Origin of the sequence: Prosthecobacter sp. (assembly GCF_044226605.1) — a bacterium.
In the GTDB taxonomy this organism is placed as follows: domain Bacteria; phylum Verrucomicrobiota; class Verrucomicrobiia; order Verrucomicrobiales; family Verrucomicrobiaceae; genus Prosthecobacter.
In genome coordinates, this window is sequence record NZ_JBGAGS010000033.1 from 15,441 (window position 1) to 38,445 (window position 23,005).

Genomic DNA, 23,005 nt, shown 5'->3' on the forward strand with positions numbered 1-23,005 from the left:
GGGAAGGTAAGCACTCACGCGGCCACCTCCACTTCTTCACGTTTGCCATCGGAGCGGCGGCGGGGGCCGGAGCGGTTGAGGAATTGCAGCGAATTCACGGTGGTGAGATCTTCGGGAAGGATGTCCGGCAGCGTGAGCTTGACGCTGGTCTTGGGCTTCATGCGGCCCTTGGCATCCAGCAGAGTGTTGATGAGCTCGGTGCGCAGTTTTTTGAACCTGGGATCGTGATTGAGCGTCTTGCGGTCACGAGGCCGTTCGAGATCGACCATGATCGGCGCGCCAAGCGTGGCGGGCGAAGTCGGAAGCAGCGGAATGACGCGGTCTGCAAGGAGCAGCGCCTCATCGGGATCATTGGTGATCCAGAGCACGGTGGTGAGATTTTGACGCCAGATGTCGCTGATCTCGTCCTGAATCGTCGCACGGGTGAGCGCATCGAGAGCGCTGAGCGGCTCATCGAGCAGGAGCACCTTGGGATTCATCGAGAGCGTGCGAGCCACGGCGACGCGCTGGCGCATGCCGCCGGAGAGTTCCTTGGGCAGCTTGTGCGCGGCGTGGCCGAGCTTCACCATTTCGATGTACTTTTTCACGTGCGCCTTGCGCTGCTCAGCCGTCCAGTCTTTGAAGACTTCATCGACGGCGAGAGCGATATTTTCCTCGACGGTCAGCCAAGGCAGCAGCGAGTAGTTTTGGAAGACGAGGCCACGGTCCGGCCCGGGTCCGGTGATGGTCTCACCAGAGATGGTGGCCACACCGGCATCAGGCTTTACCAATCCGGAGATCAGATTAATCAGCGTGCTCTTTCCGGAGCCCGAGTAACCAACGATAACAACGAACTCGCCTTCATTGAGAGAGAGGTTGATGTCGTGAAGCACTTCCGTGCGACTGCCTCGCGGCCCATAGCCTTTGGAGGCCCCTTTGATTTCGATAAGCGGCATATCTGGATCAGGTTTGGGGTTAAGCGGTTTTAAAACGTGACTCCACCAGGCTCATCAGGCGGTCCAGCACGTAGCCGACGACGCCGATGGTGAGGATGCAGAGGATGATGTGGGCGTAGCTGTTGGCGTTGTATTGCTGCCAGAGGAAGCCGCCGACACCGGGACGACCGGTGAGCATTTCCACCGCGACAATGACGAGCCAGGCAATGCCGAGACTCAGGCGGAAACCGGTGAACATGTAGGGCAGCGTGGCTGGCACGAGGACCTTCCAAAGCGTCTTGCTTTTGGAGAGCTTGAGCACCTTGGCCACATTCAGGTAGTCCTGCGGCACCGCACGCACACCGACGGCGGTGTTCATGACGGTGGGCCACATGGCGCAGATGGCGATGGTGAAGAGGGCGGCGGCATCCGAGGCACCGAAGGTGGTGCGCCCGTCCCCGTTGACGATTTTGACGCCGCTGAAGAGAATCATGCCCAGGGGCAGCCACGCCAGCGGTGAAACCGGACGCAGCACCTGGATGATGGGGTCAAAGGCGATGGTGAACTTTTTCGAGAGGCCGAGAAAGAAGCCGATGGGAGTGCCGACGACGAGGGCGATGAGATAGCCCTCCGCCACCAGCACCAGAGACATCCACGTGAACCGCAGAATGCCCTGATCCAGCTCTCCACGCTTGGCAAAAGGCTCCGTGACGTAGAGCTTGCTCGCCGTCCATGTCTCGACCGGAGTCGGGAGATCGGCGGAGAGGCCCTGGCGTTTCGTCACCTTTATCTTGTCGCCGAAGTCGTCCACCTTTTCGGTGATGACGGATTTTCCGGCAATTGAATACCATAAAAGGACACAAACTAATATTGCTCCCAACGGCAAAAGGATGGAGTCGAGCTTGAAGCGGTGGATCAGGTGCATAATGCGGCTATGCGGTTTGAGGTTTAGGCTTTGAGCGTCTTGACGGCGAAGGAGGCGGCGTAGGCCTCGAGGTCGGCCTTCGGATCGAAGGTGACGCCGTCGAAGAGGGTTTCGGGTTTCTCATCGACACCGCCGTGGGCGTAGCCGATTTCCTTCATGGCTTCCTCGTAGATGTCCGAGCGCATGACCTGCTTGGCCACGCCTTCGTAGTCGGGAGCGCCTTCCACGAAGCCCCAGCGACGGAGCTGTGTGAGCCACCACTTGGCGTACTTGGCCTGGGGGTAGTTGCAGTTGCGATCGCTGAAGATCATGTAGTTCGGGTCCTTGATCTTGCGGCCGTCTCCCATGTTGTACTTGCCCTGCAGGCGGCCGAGGATGGTTTCCGGCGGGCAGTTGATGTAGGTGGCGGCGCTGACGATGTTGGCCTGCTCCTCACGATTTTCCATCTTGTCGAGCCAGAGGCTGGCCTCGTGGAGGGCCTTGAGCACGGCCTTGACAGTTTTCGGATTTTTGGCGGCGAACTCCTCAGTGAAGGCGCAGACTTTTTCGGGGTGATCTTTCCAGATTCCCTGCGTGGCGATGGAGGTGTAGCCGATTTCTTCGGCGATGGTCTTGGCGTTCCAGGGCTCACCAACGCAGAAGCCGTCCATCTTGCCGACCTTCATGTTCGCGACCATCTGGGGAGGCGGCACGGTGATGAGTGAGACGTCAGCACCAGCGCCTGCGGCGTCGCCGGGATTGATGCCACCGGCGGCGAGGTAGTAGCGCATCCACATGGCGTGGGTTCCGGGCGGGAAGGTCATCGCGAAGGTGAGCGGAGCGCCTTTGGCCTTGGCTTCATCGACGAAGGGCTTCAACGCCTTGGGATCGTCGGCAACCTTGCCTTTGAAGGTGTTGGAAAGGGTGATGGCCTGACCGTTGCGATTGAGGATGTAGGGGACCACCATCGGCTTCTTCGGCGCGCCGCCGAGGCCCATGGTGCTGGCGATGGGCATGCCGAGCAGCATGTGCGTGGCCTGGATGTCGCCATTGGTGAGCGAGTCGCGGATGGCGGCCCAGCTTGCGCCTTTGCTGACGACGGAATTGACGCCGTATTTTTTGAAGAGGCCTTTCTCATGAGCCACCACGATGCTGGAGCAGTCGGTGAGGGCGATCATGCCGAACTTCATGTCGGGAGATTCCGGAGAATCATCGGCATAGGCGGAGCCGATCCAGCCCTGCGGCAGGCCGGAGAAGAGAGCGCCGAGGCCGGCGGTGGCGCCGGTGCGGAGCAGGGAGCGACGGGTGAGCGGGGATGGAGACGGTGACGGAGACGTGGGATTCATGCGTGGGCGAGTTTGGTGCGTTTGTGGGATGTGGCGGTTTTGCTGGCGGCGGCTGACTTGGCTGAGGGAAAATCGAGTTCGGAGGTCCAGGCCTCGCAGAGGGCGGCGCCGGCCTCGGCGAACTGGGTGTTTGAAAGGAGTCCGTGGGCGATGAACTGGTCGAGCAGCCAGCGGCCGCGCTCGCTGAGCGGCGTATTGGCATCGCGCCGGTGGAAGATGTGGAAGTCGGTGACGGGCACGGATTTGTCCGAGCCGAGATCGAGAGGGCCGACGAGCGAGCGCTTGAGGATTTTCTCGCTGCCGGTGAAGTAGCCGCTCTCAGCGAGGACTTTGGCGACGTCCGCGCGGTTTTCTTTGGCATCGCAAAACTCGCAGGATTCCTTGAGGGCGTTGATGATGGCCTGGGATTCTTCGGCATGAGTGGCGACGAAGCGCTCGGTGGTGAGGAGGACTTTTTCAGGATGACCGGGGGCGAGCTGCTCGCTGGTGGCGGCGATCCAGCCGGTGCCTTTTTCCACAGCGTAGGAGTTCCAGGGTTCGCCGACGCAGTAGCCATCGATGAGGCCGGCTTCCAGGCTGGCGGCCATCTGAGTGGGAGGCAGGGCGACGATGCGGACGTCTTTGTCCACGTCGATGCCGCCGGACTTGAGCCACTGCCGCAGCAGGAAGTAGTGGGAGGAGTAGCGGGACACCATGCCAAAGGTGAAGCGGCGGCTGAAGGCGCTGCGGATGAGTTTTTTCAAACTCGCGGCATCGCGCACGCCGCGGTTCCAGAGATCGCGGCTGAGGGTGATGGCATTGCCATGAAGATTGAAGACGAATGGGGCCACCACCCGGCAGGGCGGAGAGCTCAGGCCAAGGCGCATGGCCAGCACAAGACCGGCGATGGCATGAGCGGCATCCACCTGCCCATAGAGCAGCTTCTCCCGAATGGTGGCCCATCCGACCTCACAACTTAATTCAACTCGAACACCGTGCTTGCTGAACAGATCCAGATGCCGTGCCACGAGCAGCGGTGCACAGTCGGCGAGGGGGATGAACCCGATGCGGACTGGTTGAACGACACCGGCCAGGGGGGCTTTGGAAACTGTAGTGCGTGCAGGCATGACAGACCTCATATCAGCAGCACGAGGGCCAGCCCGCGATATTTCCGTCATAAACAACGCGCAAACTTTTTCAATTGATGTATGAATTGCATTCATGGACCAAGCCATCGACACCCGCCAGCTCCGCGCCTTCGTCCGCCTGGCACGCAGCGGCAGCTTCACGCAAACCGGACGCGAACTGCACCTCACGCAGAGTGCCGTGAGCCATGCCATCAAGTCGCTGGAGACCGACCTGGGCAGCCGCCTTTTTCACCGCCAGGGCAAGCACGTACACCTCACGCATGCGGGGCGCGAACTGCTGCCGCACGCGGAGACGATCCTGCAGTCGATGAGCCACGCGCGCGCGGTGCTGGGCACGCTGGACCAGACGCCACGCGGCAAAATGAAGATCGGCTGTACGACCGCGGCGGCGCAGTTCATCCTGCCCACCGTGCTGCGGGAGTTCAAAGAATCCTTCCCGCTCTATGAGATCAAAGTGACGTGCGGCGAGACGCCGGACACGATCGACCGGCTGGTGAGCAATGAGGTGGATCTGGCCGTGAGCCTGAAGCCGCTGGATGTCTCGCGCCTGAACTGCCACGCGATTTTTGATGATGAGCTGGAGTTCCTCATCTCTCCCCTGCACCGCTGGGCGCAGACGCGGCCGAAGCTGAAGGACGCGGCCAACGAGACCTTCATCGTTGCGAGCCGCAACAGCCTGAACTTCTCCATGATTCAGGAATACTTTTTGAAGAACGGCGTGCGACTCAATTCCTTCATCGAGCTGGGCAGCTCCGAGGCCGCGGTGGAACTGGCGAAGCTGGGCATCGGTGTGGCGATCGCGGCGCGGTGGATCGCCCGTGGTGAGATCGAGGCGGGTCAGCTCATCGCGCAGCCGCTGCCGAAGGCGAAGCTGAAGCGGCGCTGGATTGTCTCAACGCTCAAGAACCGCCCGCTGAACCTGCCGGAGAGGACCTTCATCGGCCTGTGCGAGGAAGTGGGACGACGGATGAGCAGCGAGTATGTCTGAGAGCGCAGTGCAGCAGAGATGAAGCTGGGTGCGCAATTCAGCAGCCTTGGCCGCGAGAGCGCGCTGCTCGCGCTCATACTGCGCGCGGCCTTCAGCGGTTTCGATTTTCACCGGTGTGTAACCCAGGGCGCTGAGTTCGTAGGGACTGGCGCGCATGTCGAGATCGCGGCCCTGCAAAGCGAGCTCAAAGCACGCGCCGATGAGATCGGAGCCGGTCCAGGGCCAGAGCTTGGAGGACCATTTGTACAAATCCATGTTCGCATGCAGACACGCGGCCTGCTCGAGATCCGGTCGCGCATCGAGCGTGGGATTCAGCACATTCAATGGCCGTGCCTCAGGCGTGAAAAAACGAAAGGCATCGTAGTGCGAGCAGCAGATGGGCAGGGATTCGACGAAGGCGGCAAGCTCATGCGGAGGCAGTCGCAGCTCATAGCCCTGATGCCGCACCTGTTCGGCGGACTGGCGGTACACCATGGCCCACTCGTGCAGGCCGTAGCAGGTGAAGCGCCCTGCCCTGCCGAGGATGCGCGCGCAGAGCATGGCCACCCAGGTGGCGAATTCGTGCTCGCGCTGCATGAAGCGGCGCGCATCGAGCTGCAGCAGACCGTTTGCATGCACGAAGCGGTCGCCTTGCAGCCAGGGGCAGGCTTCGAGATCGGCGGCGGTAATTTCGAGAGAGACGCCGTGCGGCGGCACCCACTGCTTCAGTTTGGCGGGCGCAAAGCTGTAGTAGGTGAAGAGAAAATCATGCACCGGGTGTTTGGTGCCTCGGCTGCGGCGGTCCACGAAGGCGTCTGCCTGCGCGTCCACCCGTGCCGCATGCAGTCGCATGCGCTGCTGCCACTCGTCTCGTGTCCAAACGATCATGATGGCACCAGCAGCGTCGCGAGGCCGAGGAAGGTGCCCATGCTGATCACATCCGTGGCGGTGGTGAGGAAGATGCTGGAGGCCGTGGCGGGATCCGCGCCCATTTTTCGCAGCGTCAGCGGAATGAGGGCACCGCTGAGGCCGCTGACCACGCAACTGGCCGTCATGGCAAGCCAGACGACGAGCGCCAGCATGATGGCATGCGGATTCTTGTTCATGTAGGCATACACCCACATGCCAGCGCCGGCGGAAACGCCGACGAGCATGCCATTGAAGAGGCCGAGCAGCCCTTCCTTCATCACGAGCTTGCGCTCGTCTCCTTTCTTCAAATCTCCGAGCGTCATGCCGCGCAGGGCCACCGCCAGCGCTTGGCAGCCGGTGTTTCCGGACTGGCCAGCGAGCACGGGGAGAAACACAGCGAGGAGCACCATGCGGTCCAGTGTGCCCTGGAACACACCCACCACCGCCGCGGCGATGAAGCAGGTGACGAGATTGATCTGCAGCCAGGGATGGCGGAAGCGCAGGCTGCGCAGGATGGGCGTGGAGAGACGCTCTTCTTTTTCCACACCGACCATGGAACCAACCTGCGCACTGATCTCGATGGCGCGTGCTTCAAAGAGCGTCTGCCCGCGCACGAGGCCGAGGAGGATGCCGTCTTTGTCGCAAACAGGGTACACAGGGTAGTGCTTGTTCACCACGACCTTCATCGCCTCGGTGAGCTCCATGTCGGGGTCCAGCGTGAAGGGATTCTTCACCATCACGTTGGAGAGTTTTTCACCCGGCGCGGCGAGCATGAGGTCACGCATCACGAGCAGGCCGAGGAGGTGCTCCTTTTCATCCGTGATGTAGCCGTAGGTGATGAAGGCGGTCTTGGAGAGTTCGCGGATTTGCTCGATGGTCTCGCGCGCGGTGGCATCCGGGCGGAAGACGGCCACCGGGGCCTCCATGAGCCAGCCCACGCTGTCCTCGGGATGCTCGCGGTTTTTGGCCCACTGCTTGGCCTTGACCAAGGGCACGAAGGTCATGGCGGCGGTGCGCGGCTCGTCCTGCATCTCCTCCATCACACGCTGGGCCACCATGGGGTTCAGCTGCTGCAGCACCTTGGCGGCGTCTTCGCCGGAGGCTTGTTCCAGCAAGTCGGCGGCGTCATGCGCCCCGCTCTGGGAGACGGCATCAAGCAGTGATTCGGAGGATGATTCCATGCGTGGCGCACAGGGTAGCCGCACCGGTGGCGGTTGTCATCGCCAACACATAAAAAATACTCGCGTCGGGCGCGTGGATGGGCACATTCCCTCGCATGGCCCTGTATGATCGCGACTACATGCGTGAAGGTCCTCCACGTTTCCGGCCCGGCATCGTGCGGGGGATCTCGGCCTTTTATGTCGTCCTTGCCATCAATGTGGTGGTGTTTGTGCTGCAGTTCGTGTTTGAGATCGGCTGCATCCGCCTGCCGCTGACGGGAGAAGTGTACATGCCCATGGGCGGCGTGAGCGTGGACGAGCTCTCACGCGGCCATGTGTGGGCGCTCTTTACCTACATGTTTGTGCATGGAAACGTCCTGCACTTTCTGGTGAACATGGCCATGCTGTGGTTCATCGGGCGCTGGGTGCAGGAGCGCTTCGGCAGCCGCCATTTTGCCATGATCTACGTGCTCTGCGGCATCATGGGAGCCGCCGCCGAGATGACGGTGAACGGCGTCGTGCATGGAGACACCACCACCACGCTCGTGGGCGCCTCGGCTTCAGCCTTCGGGCTGCTCATGGCGCTGGCCGTGGTGGCGCCCACGGAGAAGATCACCGCGCTCTTTTACTTCATCATCCCGGTGCACCTGCAGCTGTGGTCGCTGGCCAAGGGGCTCTTCCTCGCCCAGCTGGTGCTCGGCCTCACGGGCCTGCTTTTCAATGTTCTGCCGGAAGGCTTCAAGATCGCCTACTTCGCGCACCTCGGCGGCGCGGTCATGGGCTGGTTTTACGCCCGCAGCCTCGGCTATGGAGACAGGCCCATGACCTACGCCAGCCAGTGGCAGCCGATGGACTTCCAGCAGCAGCGCAAGCCGGCCATGGCACGCTCGCGCAGCCGCACGGTGGTCGATCTCGAAAACGAGACGGTCCCCCTGCCCCCGCACCGCCCGCAGGACCCCGTGACCGCCTACATCGAAAAAGAGGTGGATCCGCTGCTGGATAAAATGAACCAGCACGGCAAGGACAGCCTCACGGCGGACGAACAGCGCAAACTGGAAAAAGCCAGCCGTGAAGTAGACCGCCACCGGCAGGGCAAAGCAGCGCAGTGAAGCCCTCTTCGCATGCTGTCCACACGTTCTGCCCGCCTGGCCGCCCTGCTACTTCTCGCCTTGTTTGCGGGCTGGAAGGTGCGCTCCTGTCGCAAGGGAGGCGCCTCCTCCTCCCCGCCTGCGCCTGCCCCGGCGGTTAAGCCGGCAGCACCCTGGGAGCAGACACCCAGAAACGCCTTCCCAGATGAATGAGGCGCTGCCATCTTGCGCACCGCTTTCCCCCACCACCCCCTTTCATGTCCATCGCCACCCGCAAAGGAGACCAAGGTCAGACCGACATGCTGTTCGGCTGCCGCCTGGCCAAGTCCCACCCACGTGTCCACGCCCTCGGCGCGGTGGATGAACTGAACGCAGCTCTCGGCCCGCTGCGCATCGCCGCCGCACGAGCGGAGACGCGGGAGATCGTGCCTCAGGTGCAGCGCTGGCTCATCGAGCTCATGGGAGAGCTGGCCACTCCTCCCGGCGAGGAGGCGCGCTATGCAGAGAAGCACCCGGACCACATCGCCACCTCGCACGTGCACTGGCTGGATGAATGGGTGGCCAAACTCGAAGCCGGGGGTGCGCTCAAGTTCAAAGGCTGGGCGCTGCCGGGAGAGGCAGGCGTGATGAGCGGTGCCTATGCCGACCTGGCCCGCGTGGCCTGCCGTCGCGCGGAGCGCAATGTCATCGACCTGCAAGGCACGGCAGATGAAGTGCCAAACGCCGAGCTCATTCGTTTCCTGAACCGCCTCTCCGACGTGCTCTGGCTGCTCGCACGGTGGGAGGAGCAGAGCGGAGGGGCTTGACGGTAGTGTTCGGAGGAAGTCAGAAGATAAGGTAGAAAAACTTCAGAATCAGGAGATTCGGGAGATCTTTCCACCCGTCATTTTTCTGCCTCAAATCTGCTTCACCGCCTGCCAACAAAAACGGAGTGATGCAGCGGCATCACTCCGTTGTGGAGAAACAGGGCCTGGTGCTCGGCTTACTTCTTCGCGTCAGGTGCAGGCTTTGCAGGTTCTGCGGGCTTGGCAGGCTCTGCCGGCGGTGCGCTCACGGGAGGCGTCGTCGCAGTGGCCGGTGCGGGTGCGGGAGCAGGCTTGAGTTCAACTTTGGGGGTTGCGGGGGTGGGCGGAGGTGGGTTGGTGATGCTCGGGGCCGAGGGGGCTGAGGGCATGGCGGGTGCTCCCTGAGGAGGAGCCATGTTGAGGCCGGGGATCATCTTCTTCACGTCGGGCAGGCCGGCGGGTTTGCCGGGGACGGCACCTTCGGGCGGCGTGCCCTTCATGTCTGGCATGGCCAGGATTTCGTGGCGCTTCTTGAGCAGGCTGCTGAGCGTGTATTCGGAGACTTCATAGACCCAGCCTTCGCAGTTCTTCTCGTTGGCCAGCTTCTCCTCCTTCTTTTTCTTCTCCTCGGCGAAGGCGTCGTCCTTGGCTTTCTTGTCCTCGGGCTTTTCATCCTTCACAGCCGGGCGTTCCTTGGGAATGTCGGCGCTGACTTTGACGGTGAGGTAGTACTTGTCTCCACCACCCTGCCCTGCCTGCTTCACGGCCTGGACGTCGTAGGTGAAGCCATCGAAGGTCACGAGCTTCGCCTTCACAGCGTCTTTCATGATCGTCGCGGCCTTGTCCTTGGGCAGCACGTCATTGAAGGTGGGGCTGGAGAGCACAGAGCCGAGCGAGACTTTGCCAGCGTCGATCTTCTCGGTGGGCTTGCCTCCTTCGAGGACGAAGTCACCAGTTTCTTCCGCGCGGGAGGCCTTCCAGGAGTCTTCCGGCTTGGCGTCGGTTACTTCCACGGACTTCACCTTCTGCACATCGATGAAGGACTTGGCCAGCCAGTCGCTCGGCTTGGTGACGAGATCGGGGAGCTGATCGGCGATCTCATAGATCGTGTCATCGCCAATGATGCGGATGAAGCGGTTGCCCTTGGGGCCGTTGAACATTCTCATCTGGTCATTGTCCGAGCCGCCGGAGCTCGTAACCTGGCCGCCCAGCACGAAGGAGTTCTTCACCGCGCCCTTGTCATCGAAGAGTTCGACGAATGTTCCCGCGCCACTGCCGGATTCAAGAACGCCCAGCTTGCCCCAGGAGTCTTTGCCAATGCGGCGGGCCGCCTTGACCTTCTCGTACTTCAGGCTCATCAGCGCCGTCTGCAGCTTTTCCTTTTCCACCGGGTAGCCGCCGCGCTCCTGGGAAACCCAGGTGTCGTTCTGCACGGTGAGGGTGGTTTCAGACTTGTCGTCCTTGATGCGCACCTTGCGGATGCCGTTGATGTCAAATTCGGGGAACAAAAGCTCCCGCATTTTGGTGCTTGTGGTGGAACGGTTGAGGCGGGAGGTGCGCTCCTTGCCCTTGAACACAGCGATGCCGATGATGGCAGCGAGGAGGACCAGCAGGATGAGGATCTTCTTCATGGTGGTGAGATACTGAAGGGTGCTGAAACAGGGATGAATGGTTAAATCAGGCGGCCGCGGTGACGATGCGGCGGCGCAACGCGAAGATAAGGCCGATCACAAGCACGAAGGCAGGGACGACGAGAACATTGAGGCTCTTGATCACCGTCTTGCGGAATTCGATCTGCTTGTTCACCTTCTTGCGGATGTTGCTCTCCTCCTTGTCGAGTTTCTTGGTGTTCTTCTCCATCTCCTTGATGTTGTCCATGGTGGCCTGGTCAACGATCAGCGCGCCGCGCTTGAGGTCGAGCTGAGGACGGGCTTTGTTGAGCTTCTCGGCCAGTTCCTGGCGCTCCTTGGACAGCTCCACGAGGCGAGGGCGGAACTCTTCCTCCACTTCCTCGCGCATTTCCTTCAGCTTGGTGAAGGGGCGGATCGGGGCCTTGCGGTTGCGCACCTGGATGAGGTCGCCGCCACCCGCGAAGATTTCCACGGCGTTGAGCAGCATGGGCAGGTTGCCGCCATTGGTGATGGGGCCGACTCCCAGATCCCCCTGGCGCATGCAGAAGGCGTCATAGAGCATGTCTGCGTCCGAGAAGAGGATGACGTTGCGCTCGCTGTCCTTGGACTCCTTGAGGGAATTGTCCGGTGCTTTCGGCGCGGCGGCGGCAGGTGCGGCCGGAGCTGCCGCCGGGGCGGCGGGAGCGGCGGGTGGCACAGCGACTGGGGCAGTGGTCACAGAAACCGGAGGTGTGGTGACTGCAGGCGCGGGAGCTGCCGGTGCAGCCACAGGCGCGGTGGTCACAGAGACAGGCGGCGTGGTCACCGTCGTAGGCGCTGCCGCTGGGGCAGGAGCCGGTGCTGCTGGCGTAGCAGGAGCAGGCGCCGGTGTGGCCGGCACGGGTGCGGGCGGAGGTGCCGCAGGCGCTGGAGCGGCGGCAGGTGCAGCGGCTGCTCCGGGAGCGGTCACGTCCTGTTCTGGTCCGCCGGTGTCCTTGGGTCCTGCGGCAGCGGCTGGCTTGCCATCCGGGAAGGCGGTCTTGAACTTGCCGGTGATGCGGACGCCGACCACCTGCTTCTTGCCGCTGGCAACGAAGTTATTGTTGGGCTGGCGGCGCAGCTTGTCGGCCTCAGCGGTGTCGATCATCTGCGAATTCTCCGAGCTGGAGGCGAGCGTGATCACGTCCAGACCTTCCTTGCGCTCGATGCCCAGGGAACCGGCATTGATCAGGGTGAAGGACTGCAGCCCGGCGGTCACACGGTCATCCTGGTTGATGACCTGCTTCGGCAGCTGCAGCGCGGTGGGCATGAGGCGGCCCTGCAGGTTGCCACGGTAGTTCATGTCCGTGACCACCATGTCCTTCTGGTAGGTGATGCCCCAGGACTTCAGGAGGGTGGGCAGGTCGGAGGAGGTGTTGATCATGTTGCCCGGCTGGCCCGTCATCGGGTTGGGCTGGCTGCTCATCGCCTGCGCCAGCAGGCTCTGCGGGTCCACAAAGGCGATCACATTGCCGCCTCCGAGAAGGTACTGGTCGATGGCGAACTCCGTGGTCTTGCTGACGTCCGCCGGATGCACCACGAGGAGCACGGTGATGTCGCTGTCGATCTTGTCGGCCGTCATCGGGATGTCCCGCGTTTCATAGTTGGCCTTGATCTGGCGGACGACTTCCCAGGGCTCCGGGCCGCGCTGCTGCTGGAAGGGCATGGAGGGCACGCCGGCGATGGGCATGGCGCTCATGATGCCGATGGTGACCTTGCGGCGCTTCACTTCTTCCTCGGTCGGAGGACGCAGGCCCGCAGGCGATGCGACCATCTCGGTGGGCTTGATGACTTTCACGATGGCGCGGGCGACTTCATACTCGAATGCGGTGGCGTCTTCCGGATTGAGGAAGGGCAGCACCTCCTTGAGGTCGAGGGACTGGATGGTCAGACCGAGGTAGATGTGGTCGCCTTCCTGATTCACCTGGATGCCGCGAATTTCGTCGTTCTTCGCGTCGTCCTCGGCATCGGTGTCCGGGTTCGGGTGGATGACTTCCAGCGCGACATTGCCATGGCTCTGTTTTTCAAACTCCAGCAGCAGATCTTCGATGGAACGGGCATGCGGCTTGAGCAGCGGCGGCATCACGCGGTCGTCATTGGTCGCGTAGAACTTGATGACCACTGGAGCATCGGGATTGATGCGGCCCAGGATGTTCTTCGTACCCTTGGAAAGGGTGAACAAACCGTCTTCGGTGAGGTCGAGTCGGAGATTGCCAAAGCCCACGCCGCCGACGAGGAAATTTAAGGCGACGATGACGGCAAGAATCAACAGCGCGGTAATGCCCGCGGTGGCAGACTTGGTGGAAGCACTCATGATGACAAAAAAGGTGGTTGGAAGGAAAAACGTGGGGGCGATCAGGCGCGCTTGGAGCGGAGACCGAGATCCGTCACCAGCAGCGACACAACGATGACAGAGAGGAAGTAGAGCACGTCACGCAGGACGAAGATGCCCTTGGTCATCTCAAAGAAGTGGTCCATGAAGCTGAAGTAGCTCACGAAGCGCACCACGGATTCCCAGCCATTCGGGACGGCGTTCACGATCGCCTGCGTGAAGCCTGGGTCGCCGATGAGGGCGATGACGAAGCAGACGAAGACGCTGATGACGAGGCAGATCACCTGGCTGCGGGTGAAGGCGCTGATGGCGGAGGTCACCGCGAGGCAGGCCAGGGCATACAGGTAGCTGGCCACATAGCCGCTGATGATCGGGCCGCTGTCGGGATTGCCCAGATAGGCCACGGTGCAGACGATCGGGAAGGTCAGCGCCAGAGCGATGAACCACACCACGGCCGCCGCGAGGAACTTGCCCACAATGGCCTGCCACTGGGAGACGGGCATGGTCATCAGCAGCTCGATGGTGCCCAGACGATGCTCTTCAGACCACAGGCGCATGCCCACGGCCGGAGCCAGCACCGTGTAGATCCACGGGTGCCACACGAAGAAGCGCGTGGAGAGGGACACATCATCAAAGTCCAGGATGCGGGAGAAGAAGAAGGTGAAGCCGTTCGTCGCCAGCAGGAAGATGATGACGATGACGTAAAACACGGGGGAGTTGAAATAAGCCAGGAACTCCCGCTTGAAGACGGCCAGGGTGTTTTGGATGTCTCGATTGCTCATGCGTTGATTCGATTCAGGGGTTGGAAAAAGGAGGGATGCAGGGGATCAGGCGGCTCTCTTCTGGGACGCCGTCTCGGACTTGGTGATGCTGCGGAAGACTTCGTCCAGCGTGGCTGCGCCGGGAACGAGCTTCTTGAGGCTCTGCGGCGTGCCATCCGCCACCACCTTGCCACGGTCAATGATGATGGCGCGGGAGCAGGCGGCCTCCACTTCTTCCAGGATGTGGGTGGAAAAGATGATGGCCTTGTCCTGGCCCATGCGCTTGATCATGCCGCGCACTTCATGCTTCTGGTTGGGGTCCAGGCCGTCCGTGGGCTCGTCGAGGATGAGCACGTCCGGATCATGAATGATGCTCTGGGCGAAGCAGGTGCGGTGGCGGTAGCCTTTGGAAAGGGTGTCCACGCTCTGGTTGCGCACGCTGTCCAGGAAGCAGAGGTCCAGCACGCGGTCGATCGCCTTGGTGCGGGCCGCGCCATGCATGCCGCGCAGCTCCGCGCAAAAGCCCAGGAAGCTGGCCACCGTCATGTCAGAATAGAGGGGCGCATTTTCCGGCAGATATCCCAGGCGCTGCTTGGCCTGCTCCGGCTGCTCCAGCACATCCACGCCGCAGAGGCGGATGCTCCCTGCCGTGGGGCGGAAGTAGCCGGTCACCATGCGCATGGTGGTAGATTTGCCCGCTCCGTTGGGCCCGAGGAAGCCAAGGACTTCGCCTTTTTCCACGGAGAAGGAGACATCATCGACAGCCACCTTGGTGCCGAACACCTTGATGAGGTTCTTAACTTGGATCATAACGTCGTTGGGATCGGTTGGTTGGGAGGCAATGGAACGCCACGCGCGGGGACGGTTCTGGTTGCTCGCCCCCTCCGGACGTTCAATCGCGGAGCGCTGCTTTAGGAGGAGACGGCGGCTTTTCAACTGAATTTTCGTCACCTTGCGTAAGGGACCCGCAGGCGGTGGCCGTCAGGTGACAGTCCGCTCACAAATTAATTTTCAACGTGACGGCGCATTTAGGACACCTACATTCAGCGCCCCTGCCGCCCACCCTCCATGCTTTGGAACCAAAACATTGATCCCACCAAGGATCTCTCTCAAAAGCCCTTCATCCTGTGGCGCCCCTTCATCGCCGCCTGGGAGTGGCTGGTACCACCCACCGTTGCGCACCGGGACCGCCAGTCCCCCCTGGCGCGCTGGATCGCCGCTTTTGTGATCGTCAGCATCTGCACCACCCTGCTCATCCTCGGCGTGGTCTATGCGCGGCCGATGAAGACAGCCTACAAAAACATGCGCGCGGCCAGCAAGGTGAAAGAAGCGCGGCAGATGGCGGAAAACGGCCAGGTGGTGAATGCGGTCATGAAGGCCCAGGAGGCCTACACCATCGCTCCAGAGAGCGAGCAGGCCATCCGGCTGAACTTTGAATACTTCACGCTGATGAAGCGGGACACCGCCGAGTACTTCCACCAGAAGCTGAAGGACATGGGTGCGCTCACCCCTGCCGATGACCAGCTCTACGTGCGCTGCCTCATGAACCTGGGCAAGGTGAAGGAGGCCTCCCTGGCGCTGGAGAAGCTGATGCGCGCGGAGCAGCCCAGCGAGTCTCTCATGAAGCTGGCGGAGGAAGTGTGGGGGCAGCGCGAGCAGAACAAGCCGCTGCTCAAGATCCTGCGCGTGTACACGGAGTCCCACCCGGACGACAAGGAAGGGGCGCTGCGTTTTGCCAAGGTGCAGCTCGCTTCTGGAAACCCCTCCGAAGCGGGCCTGGGCATGGAGACTCTCTGGAAACTCGCCGCGCAGGATGACGCCCTGGGCCTGCAAACTCTGGAGTACATGAACAGCCTGCCCTCCCTGACGCCGGATGATACCGAGCGCCTGATCCAGCGGCTGAAAACCCACCCCAAAGGAGACGACCGCCACTACGTGACCGCCCTGAAGCGTGAGGTGCAGCTTTTTCCCGGCCGTAAAAAGGAGATCGTGCTGAGCGCCGCCGCGAAGTATCGCGATAAAAAGCGCGATCAGCTCCTGCCCTTCATCCGCTGGCTCGTGGAAGAGGGGGAGTACCGCCAGATCCTTGCCTTGCTGCCGGAAGACGAAGCCAAGGCCCACCAGGGCCTGCTGGAAAACTACCTCAATGCCCTGACGATGCTGCAGCGTTTCAGCGATCTGGAGCGGCTGGTGAATGACCCCAAGGTTGCGGAGATCATCGATGCCACGACGCTGGCCATGTACCGTGCGCACCTGGCCTTCATCCTGAACAAGCCCTCCGAGGAGCTGCGCTCCAAGCTGATCACCGCCAAGGACGCCGCCCAGGTCAACGGCCGCTACCCTTCCCTGCTGCAAATCGCCAAATACGGCGAGGATCGCGGCCATTTTGACATCGCTGAAGACGCCTACCGCCAGGCCATCAAAGCCGCGAAGCGGGCCTCCGCCTCGCCGAGGATCGAGCGCGATGCCTACACCGGCCTGATCAAATCCTGCCTGGCCAATCAGAGCACCGAGTCACTCATCCAGGCGGCCCAGGAAGCCACCGCGCGCTGGCCCGACGACCCCACTTTCAACGAAACCTTCCTCTACGTCAGCCTCCTGGCAGGACGCAACGTGGAGCTCTCCCTGCGCAACGCCGCCGGCCTGCTGAAGACACAGCCCACGGACAATCTGCGCAAGCTCACCGTGGCGCTCGCCCACTGGCGCATGCAGGACATCCAGCTCGCCGTGCAGAACCTGCAATACATCGACCTCAACCCGCTCACCGAGGGGCAGCGCGCCGTGTTTGCCGCCATTGCCGAGAGCGGCGGTTTTCATGACGCCGCCAAAGGTGTGCTTAAAACTTCCATCAGCCCGAAGGCCCACATGCTCCCTGAAGAACGCCGCTGCTACGAGCGCGTGGCGCAGGCGAAGTGATTTGGGAGGCGGCCACACGCGAAAGCGTTTTGGAGTGCGGTCGCGCAGATGCAAGGCGCAGCCATGCATCGCAGCTACCGCTTTCGCGGGGTGAAGTGAGGACTGCGGCCCAATAATGCCGTTCGGCATGCGGGTGGTCTCTTTCGACTGCGTGATGATTCGCGCATGCCACCAAGCCTGCGGAAAGCGGTAGCTGCGCTCGTCCCTCGCTGCGCGACCGCACTCCAAATCTGCGCTGCTTCATTCGAACGACAGCGCCTTTGCCACACGCTCAGCAGAGCGCACCATTCTTCGCACTTGGAAGAACACGCAGGCTGTCACCGACGAGCGATGAGGGCAAAAAAATTGCGGGCAAAAAGATTCTGAATCTGAGGATCGGTAAAATCTCTTTGCCCTCAATCTTTTTGCCCTTCTCCGAAACGACGGCGACTCGATGCACAGCCTCGGAGAAAGATCGTTCTCCTGCCTCGATGCCTCGGAGCGCCAGTGCCCACGCCTCCCCGCCAAAAAAGAAAAAGGCCGCCTGCAAAATGCAAGGCGGCCTGGTAACCCAACTGGCGGAGCGGACGGGGCTCGAACCCGCGACCTCCAACGTGACAGGCTGGCGTTCTAACCAACTGAACTACCGCTCCTTTGCCGTTTGGGGTCGCGAGATTAACTGCTGACTCTGGCTTGGCAAACGGAAACTATAAATGTGTGAAAAAAACTTCGCTTCACATCACAGCCCATCGCCATCACTCACCTCAGGGCACCTCTTCTCCAGAGCCGGTGTAGTACCAGCCGGTGACCTTGCCATTAAGCACCAGCGCCTGCGCTTCCACGGGCTGCAGGCCAAAGATGGTCTTTACATTGGCGGTCAGTTTCACCGCCCAGCCGGACTTGCCCTGGATCATCACGGGCTGCGGGTCATTCCAGTCCAGCACGTTTTCGGGTTTGATCTCCGTGACCTGGCCGCGGTTCATGCTGGCGAGCAGCAGCGGGAAGGCGCCTTTGGAATCGCGCACCGGTTTGCCGGCGGCATCCGCCTCGCTGCTGGAGGGTGCGGCTTCCACCGGAGCGGAGGAGGCATTGAGCGCTTTCTTGGCGGCGATGGCCTTCAGCTCTTCGGCGCGGACGATCTTCCATTTCTCATACGAGGCATTGAGCTGGTCTTTGAGATCCGTGGCATCGATGGGCAGCTGCCCACGGGCTGGAGAGGTGGCGGTGGGGGCCAGGATGATCATGCCGCCCTCGGAACCGACGGCGTAGGCCTTGCCACCTGCGGCCACCTTGCTGGCTCCCACGCTCATTTTAAAGGTGGCCTCCTGCAGCAGCTTCACTTCACGCGGGAAGGCGGTCTGCGGGATTTTGAGCCAGTTGCCGGTGAGGGCTTCGATGGGTTCAAACTTCGGGCCGCTGCTGGCAGCAGGTGCGACGGGCTTCACGGGAGCGGGCGGCTCCACGGGCTTCGGAGCTTCCACCACGGCGGGCTTCACCGGCTCTGGCATGGCTTCCTTCACCTCGGGCTTTTCTTCCTGCACCGGGTGTGCCAGCACCAGCTTGGGCCCGGGGGGAGGGTTCAGGCTTTTAAAGACCAGCTTCTTGCCGGGAGGTGCGCCGAAGTAGTCATAGGCCAGAAAGGCGCCGCCTAAGATGAGAAGAGTGACGAAGAGTGATTTCATGGGAGGGTTGAGCTGAAGGTTTGGCTCATGCGTTACTGCATGAAGCATCGATTCAGTACTTAGATTTCTTGGGCGCGCCGTTACATATTTCTGTAAAGATTGCGTCAAAAGTCACATGGACCCCGGGCTTGCGACGTGAAACCTGTGCGTTACATAGCCCTTATGCCCCCAACCAACCTGCTTCTTGGCGTCAATATTGACCACGCTGTGACCCTGCGTCAGGCACGCTACCGTGCCATGCCGGACTCCCCCAATGCGGAGCCCTCCGTGCTGGCGGCCGCACTGGCGGCGGAGGCGGCGGGGGCCCATTCCATCACCGTACATCTGCGCGCCGACCGCCGGCACATCCAGGACGCGGACGTCCACCTGCTGCGCAAGAGCATCGGCACCAAGCTGAACCTGGAAATGGGCAACACGCAGGAGATTCTCGCCATCGCCCTCCAGGTGCGCCCGGACTTCGTCTGCATGGTGCCGGAAAACCGCGAGGAAGTGACCACCGAAGGCGGCCTGGACGTAGCCGGCCAGCGCGAGGCCCTGCGCAGCACCGTCAAAGCCCTGAGCAACAACGGCACCCGCGTGAGCATGTTCATCGATCCCGATCTGGAGCAAGTCCGCGCCAGTGCGGAGATCGGCGCGGCGATGATCGAGCTGCACACCGGCACCTTTGCCAATCACACCGGGGCCGAGCGTGCCGCCGAAGTGGACCGCCTGCGCGCCGCCGCAGAGCTGGGCCACTCCCTGGGCCTGCAGATCAATGCCGGCCACGGACTCACCACGCAAAACCTCCCCGATCTCTGGACCGTGCCACACCTCGCGGAGCTGAACATCGGCCACCACATCATCTCCCGCTCCATCTTCATCGGCCTGCACGGTGCGGTGCGCGAGATGCTCGCGGTCATGGCCACCTACCGCCCTTGATTTCTCATGATGGACGTCCAAGGCATCGGCATTGATCTCGTGGAGATCCATCGCATCCGCGAGATGCTGGAGCGCCACGGCCAGCGCTTCAAGGAGCGGACCTTTACCGCAGGAGAGATGGCCTACTGCGATGCCTGCGCGGACCCCGCGATGAACTACGCCGCCCGTTTTGCCGCCAAGGAGGCCGTGGCCAAGGCGCTCGGCACCGGCATCTGGGCGGAAGGCGTCATCTGGACGGACATCGAAGTCGTGCGTGCCGAGAATGGCAAGCCTTCCATCCTCCTGCACGGAGCGGCGAAAATACATGCCGGAGAGGCCACCTGCCTGGTCAGCCTCACGCATACCAAGGACCTCGCCATGGCGCAGGTGCTGCTGGCGTGAGCTTTTTCTTTCCACGCGAGTCCCCCGCCGCTAGACTAGGCCCATCACTCCATGCGAATCGCCATCTACCCCGGCAGTTTTGACCCCCTTACCAACGGTCACCTTGATGTTTTGCAGCGTGCGGCGGGCATTTTTGACACTTTGATCATCGCCGTGGCCAAGGACAATGCCAAGCAGAGCCTCTTCACCGTGGACGAGCGCGTGGAGCTCATCCGCAACGCCGCCGCCGAGATCCCCGGCATCCAAGTCATGCCCTTCGAAGGACTGCTGGTCAATTTTGCGCGTCAGCACAAAGCCGCCGCCCTCGTGCGCGGCCTGCGCGCCGTGTCTGATTTTGAATTCGAGTTCCAGCTCGCGCTCATGAATCGTAAGTTAGAACCGAACCTTGAGACGCTCTTTCTAATGCCGCGCGAAGAGTACACCTACATCAGCAGCCGACTCGTCAAAGAAATCTGCCGGCTCGGCGGCCACATCGATCAGTTTGTGCCTCCGAACGTCGTCATCGCCCTGCGCCAGAAACTCGGACTCGCCTAAGGCTCTACCCAGCTTGGAACTTTAAACCTTCAACTTTAAACTTCTTCACCATGCACCGCCCCTTTTTCATCGACCTGCGCTCCCTCCCCGAAAACGGCAAGGACATCTCCGGTCAGGAGCTCCCGGCGTTTTTCGATCTCGACCCCAAAGACACCGTGAAGGCCGTCTCCCCCCTGAAATATGACCTCCACATCGAGCGGGATGGCAGCGATCTGCTCATCTCCGGCCGGCTGGAGGCCACTTTCAGCCTGGAATGCGGCGCCTGCCTGGAGCGCTTCGACTACCGGGTGGAACTGGACGACTACAGCTCCGAGATCGAGATTGCAAAGGATGACACGATCAACTTGACGGATACGATCAGGGAAGATACTCTGCTTGCCCTTCCGAGCTACCCACGCTGTGAGGACGGCAATGTCCGGCCCCACCAGTGTCCCGCCGAAGGCAGGTTTGAACCGGAGCTGGAGACAGCCCCCGACGAGCCTCAAGGTGCGGGTCTGGGTGTGTGGGAGGCATTGAACAAGTTAAACTAGAACAGACCCCACCTCGATACTCTCATGGCCAATCCCAAGCGCAGACAATCCAAGAGCCGCCAACGCATGCGTCAAGGCGCAAACCGCTGGAAGGCACCCACCCTCAAGAGCTGCCCTGAGTGCGGCACCTCCGTCCCCGGCCACGTCGCCTGCCCCAGCTGCGGCTACTACCGCGGCCGCCAGGTGATCAGCAAGGTCGCCGGCGAAGCGTAATTCGCTCTCACTGATTCATTTCCATCAACCCCGTCGGGCGCTGCTCGGCGGGGTTTTTGCGTTTTCTCCCGCGAGGGCCCCAGCCCTTTCCGAACTGAAAAGCCCAGCACAGCACACAACGCACCCCCACCAGCTCCAGACTGCGCAAAATGCTGCAACGTGGCACCGCCCGCCCCCTGACAACGCGCCACCCAGGACCGGAAAGGAACCGCTGAGTCGGGTCCGTGATTTCGGGTCTATCCCAGCGCATGCGCTCAAAAAGGTTCGCCGTCCCAGAAGCCTTCGAACGAAGCAAAGCCGAAGACGCTGTCACCATGAGCGTATTCGAAGCGCTCCACAGGCAGAAACTAAGGCGCGCGGTTCTTGCATCCCCAAGACGCGTCTTTTCGCAATGAGGGCGAGAACGTTTTAATACGCAAGCGCCAGCACCCTGCCCCGAAGCATCCACCCTCCGCTTTCGCACTTCCCCCCTCACCCCACCGGCTTCAAACTGAAATGCCGCAGGGTGTAAAAAGCCCCCTCCGACTCAGCGATCCGTTTCGCCCCCTCCTTTCGCCTCGGACTGAACCGATCGCGCTGCGCCGTGAAGACACCTTCCACGAACTCCTTGCTGCCGAGAATGATCCCGTCCGTGAAATAGCGCACCCGATGGCGCACCAGCTCCGCAGGGCTGAGTTTTCCACCTGCCGCCCGCACCGCGCGCACGGACTCCGCGCTCACCCCCGGCCGCACCACGGTTTCGTTTTGCGCATCTTTGATCTCACGACCCTCATCGTGCAGCAGACAGCGATAAGCCTCCGCCGCCCCCGCCCTCCGCCAGCCATTCACCGGCTTGCCCAGCGCCTTGCACAACCCACGCTGCGCCCTGCGACTGCCCCCCAGCGCCTCCGCATAGCCACACCAGCGATAGTCCTTCGGATCCGCCACCAGCCCCGCACGCACCGGATTCAAATCGATGTAAGCCGCCATCGTGCGCAGCGCCTCGCCCATCCCCTCAACCAGCACACTCTTGAAACGATCCATCCACAGCGTGCCACGGCGATTGCGGCGCTTGTTGAACCAGCGGCTGAAGCGCTCCTTCACCTCCTTCACGAAGAGCGACAGATCGCAAAACCGCTTCTTAAGCGCCTCGATTTTCCGCACCGCCAGAATCGCCATCCCACGAGCGCGCAAGTCCGCCAGCTCATCGCGCAGCAGGCCCACATACGCACGGCTGTAGAGCGTCCCGAGATGCTCCAGAAGTTTCTCCTCACCCTCCGGACCCTCAAAACGCCGCAGCCACGTCTCCCGATGCGGCACCTCGGCCAGCAGGTGGAAGTGATTGCTCATCACGCAGTAGGTCACCACCTTGAGGCCCGAAAACTCCGCCATCCGCCAGATCACCCGCCGCAGCGCCTCCTTTTCCACCTCATCAAAGAGCACCTCCCCGCCGCAGGTCCGCGACATCACATGGTAGCAGTACGACTCCAGCGGCCCCCTCCCCAGAATCCTCCGCCGCCCGCCCGACCACGAACGTGCGGCAGGATAAAGCCCCGTTTTCGCGTTCACCCCCACCAGCTGCGCCTCCACCTCCGTCGCCATTAAAGACTCACGTTCAGTCACTTGAGAGAATTTCATGGCAAATCATTGCACGAGGAGAGCGACGAAGTCAATCAATGGATGCCTGGCATTATTTTGCGTTGGGCGCTGCTCACCTTCCCACCCCTGCGCAAAAAAATCTCGCCCGTACATCCGCTTTTTCACTGACCGGCGAATAGTCTGTGGTCAGTGAAAAGGTTCAACCGCACCGCAGAGCCCGGACACTGACCAAGGGCGTGAGTCTTCGACGACTGCACGCCCTCTTTCTTTTCTTTCTAATCGCATTTTCGCCCCCGCCCACGCCGCGCGTTCTCCTCCGCAAGCGGTCACGG

21 protein-coding genes and 1 tRNA gene are annotated in these 23,005 nt (G+C 61.8%); 9 read left to right on the top strand and 13 right to left on the bottom strand.

Annotated elements, in window-relative coordinates:
* Nucleotides 1–14: 14 nt before the first annotated feature.
* The 4 genes from ACILSO_RS30020 to ACILSO_RS30035 are packed head-to-tail and all read right to left on the bottom strand — an operon-like array spanning nucleotide 15 to nucleotide 4,270.
* Nucleotides 15–935, bottom strand: a complete 921-nt coding sequence (locus ACILSO_RS30020) for an ABC transporter ATP-binding protein (protein ID WP_395741188.1) — start codon at nucleotides 933–935, stop codon at nucleotides 15–17.
* A gap of 19 nt (nucleotides 936–954) precedes the next feature.
* Nucleotides 955–1,839, bottom strand: coding sequence for a nitrate ABC transporter permease (ntrB, locus tag ACILSO_RS30025; protein ID WP_395741189.1), 885 nt, complete (start codon nucleotides 1,837–1,839; stop codon nucleotides 955–957).
* Nucleotides 1,840–1,862: 23 nt separating this feature from the next.
* Nucleotides 1,863–3,164, bottom strand: a complete 1,302-nt coding sequence (locus ACILSO_RS30030; protein WP_395741190.1) for a CmpA/NrtA family ABC transporter substrate-binding protein — start codon at nucleotides 3,162–3,164, stop codon at nucleotides 1,863–1,865.
* On the bottom strand, nucleotides 3,161–4,270 hold the full coding sequence (locus ACILSO_RS30035) for a CmpA/NrtA family ABC transporter substrate-binding protein (protein WP_395741191.1): 1,110 nt from the start codon (nucleotides 4,268–4,270) through the stop codon (nucleotides 3,161–3,163). Before ACILSO_RS30035 ends, ACILSO_RS30030 begins: the two co-directional genes overlap by 4 nt.
* A 94-nt stretch (nucleotides 4,271–4,364) precedes the next feature.
* On the opposite strand from ACILSO_RS30035, the gene ACILSO_RS30040 reads away from it, so the two are divergent.
* A complete protein-coding gene (locus ACILSO_RS30040; protein ID WP_395741192.1) occupies nucleotides 4,365–5,279 on the top strand; it encodes a LysR family transcriptional regulator in 915 nt (304 codons plus the stop codon).
* Here ACILSO_RS30040 and ACILSO_RS30045 read toward each other — a convergent pair.
* Both ACILSO_RS30045 and ACILSO_RS30050 read right to left on the bottom strand, forming a co-directional pair.
* Nucleotides 5,184–6,146 carry a hypothetical protein gene (locus ACILSO_RS30045; RefSeq protein ID WP_395741193.1) on the bottom strand — a complete coding sequence of 321 codons (963 nt, stop codon included), beginning with the start codon at nucleotides 6,144–6,146 and terminating at the stop codon, nucleotides 5,184–5,186. The genes ACILSO_RS30040 and ACILSO_RS30045 overlap by 96 nt on opposite strands.
* Nucleotides 6,143–7,348 (bottom strand): magnesium transporter, encoded by a 1,206-nt coding sequence (locus ACILSO_RS30050; RefSeq protein ID WP_395741194.1) that lies wholly within the window; start codon nucleotides 7,346–7,348, stop codon nucleotides 6,143–6,145. Before ACILSO_RS30050 ends, ACILSO_RS30045 begins: the two co-directional genes overlap by 4 nt.
* A 77-nt stretch (nucleotides 7,349–7,425) precedes the next feature.
* Here ACILSO_RS30050 and ACILSO_RS30055 point away from each other — a divergent pair, with 77 nt between their 5' ends.
* A complete protein-coding gene (locus ACILSO_RS30055; RefSeq protein WP_395741195.1) occupies nucleotides 7,426–8,436 on the top strand; it encodes a rhomboid family intramembrane serine protease in 1,011 nt (336 codons plus the stop codon).
* 236 nt (nucleotides 8,437–8,672) lie between these two features.
* A complete protein-coding gene (locus tag ACILSO_RS30060; RefSeq protein WP_395741196.1) occupies nucleotides 8,673–9,221 on the top strand; it encodes a cob(I)yrinic acid a,c-diamide adenosyltransferase in 549 nt (182 codons plus the stop codon).
* A gap of 176 nt (nucleotides 9,222–9,397) precedes the next feature.
* Here the strand turns inward: ACILSO_RS30060 and ACILSO_RS30065 are convergent, their stop codons facing one another.
* From ACILSO_RS30065 to ACILSO_RS30080, 4 genes are read right to left on the bottom strand one after another with little or no spacing between them, the layout of a single operon-like run.
* Complete coding sequence (locus ACILSO_RS30065; RefSeq protein WP_395741197.1) at nucleotides 9,398–10,831, bottom strand: DUF4340 domain-containing protein; 1,434 nt, start codon at nucleotides 10,829–10,831, stop codon at nucleotides 9,398–9,400.
* Nucleotides 10,832–10,877: 46 nt separating this feature from the next.
* Nucleotides 10,878–13,163, bottom strand: coding sequence for a Gldg family protein (locus tag ACILSO_RS30070; RefSeq protein ID WP_395741198.1), 2,286 nt, complete (start codon nucleotides 13,161–13,163; stop codon nucleotides 10,878–10,880).
* 41 nt (nucleotides 13,164–13,204) lie between these two features.
* Nucleotides 13,205–13,963, bottom strand: a complete 759-nt coding sequence (locus ACILSO_RS30075; RefSeq protein ID WP_395741199.1) for an ABC transporter permease — start codon at nucleotides 13,961–13,963, stop codon at nucleotides 13,205–13,207.
* A 45-nt stretch (nucleotides 13,964–14,008) separates the two neighbouring features.
* Nucleotides 14,009–14,752, bottom strand: a complete 744-nt coding sequence (locus ACILSO_RS30080; RefSeq protein ID WP_395741200.1) for an ABC transporter ATP-binding protein — start codon at nucleotides 14,750–14,752, stop codon at nucleotides 14,009–14,011.
* Nucleotides 14,753–15,010: 258 nt separating this feature from the next.
* Here ACILSO_RS30080 and ACILSO_RS30085 point away from each other — a divergent pair, with 258 nt between their 5' ends.
* Complete coding sequence (locus ACILSO_RS30085; RefSeq protein WP_395741201.1) at nucleotides 15,011–16,858, top strand: hypothetical protein; 1,848 nt, start codon at nucleotides 15,011–15,013, stop codon at nucleotides 16,856–16,858.
* A 555-nt stretch (nucleotides 16,859–17,413) separates the two neighbouring features.
* On the opposite strand, the gene ACILSO_RS30090 is transcribed toward ACILSO_RS30085, so the two are convergent.
* Together ACILSO_RS30090 and ACILSO_RS30095 are read right to left on the bottom strand one after the other, a co-directional pair.
* Nucleotides 17,414–17,490: transfer RNA gene (locus tag ACILSO_RS30090), tRNA-Asp, on the bottom strand.
* A 111-nt stretch (nucleotides 17,491–17,601) separates the two neighbouring features.
* On the bottom strand, nucleotides 17,602–18,519 hold the full coding sequence (locus ACILSO_RS30095) for a hypothetical protein (protein WP_395741202.1): 918 nt from the start codon (nucleotides 18,517–18,519) through the stop codon (nucleotides 17,602–17,604).
* Between the two features lie 162 nt (nucleotides 18,520–18,681).
* On the opposite strand from ACILSO_RS30095, the gene ACILSO_RS30100 reads away from it, so the two are divergent.
* From ACILSO_RS30100 to rpmF, 5 genes are read left to right on the top strand one after another with little or no spacing between them, the layout of a single operon-like run.
* Nucleotides 18,682–19,437 (top strand): pyridoxine 5'-phosphate synthase, encoded by a 756-nt coding sequence (locus ACILSO_RS30100; protein ID WP_395741203.1) that lies wholly within the window; start codon nucleotides 18,682–18,684, stop codon nucleotides 19,435–19,437.
* Between the two features lie 6 nt (nucleotides 19,438–19,443).
* A complete protein-coding gene (gene acpS / locus ACILSO_RS30105) occupies nucleotides 19,444–19,818 on the top strand; it encodes a holo-ACP synthase (protein WP_395741204.1) in 375 nt (124 codons plus the stop codon).
* A 51-nt stretch (nucleotides 19,819–19,869) separates the two neighbouring features.
* On the top strand, nucleotides 19,870–20,352 hold the full coding sequence (gene coaD / locus ACILSO_RS30110) for a pantetheine-phosphate adenylyltransferase (protein ID WP_395741205.1): 483 nt from the start codon (nucleotides 19,870–19,872) through the stop codon (nucleotides 20,350–20,352).
* Nucleotides 20,353–20,402: 50 nt separating this feature from the next.
* Nucleotides 20,403–20,882, top strand: a complete 480-nt coding sequence (locus tag ACILSO_RS30115) for a YceD family protein (RefSeq protein ID WP_395741206.1) — start codon at nucleotides 20,403–20,405, stop codon at nucleotides 20,880–20,882.
* A gap of 24 nt (nucleotides 20,883–20,906) precedes the next feature.
* The gene (gene rpmF, locus ACILSO_RS30120; protein WP_300203639.1) at nucleotides 20,907–21,095 is read left to right on the top strand and encodes a 50S ribosomal protein L32; all 189 of its coding nucleotides are present in this window, start codon (nucleotides 20,907–20,909) and stop codon (nucleotides 21,093–21,095) included.
* A gap of 471 nt (nucleotides 21,096–21,566) precedes the next feature.
* Here rpmF and ACILSO_RS30125 read toward each other — a convergent pair whose 3' ends face one another.
* Nucleotides 21,567–22,712, bottom strand: a complete 1,146-nt coding sequence (locus ACILSO_RS30125; protein ID WP_395741207.1) for a transposase — start codon at nucleotides 22,710–22,712, stop codon at nucleotides 21,567–21,569.
* Nucleotides 22,713–23,005: the final 293 nt, after the last annotated feature.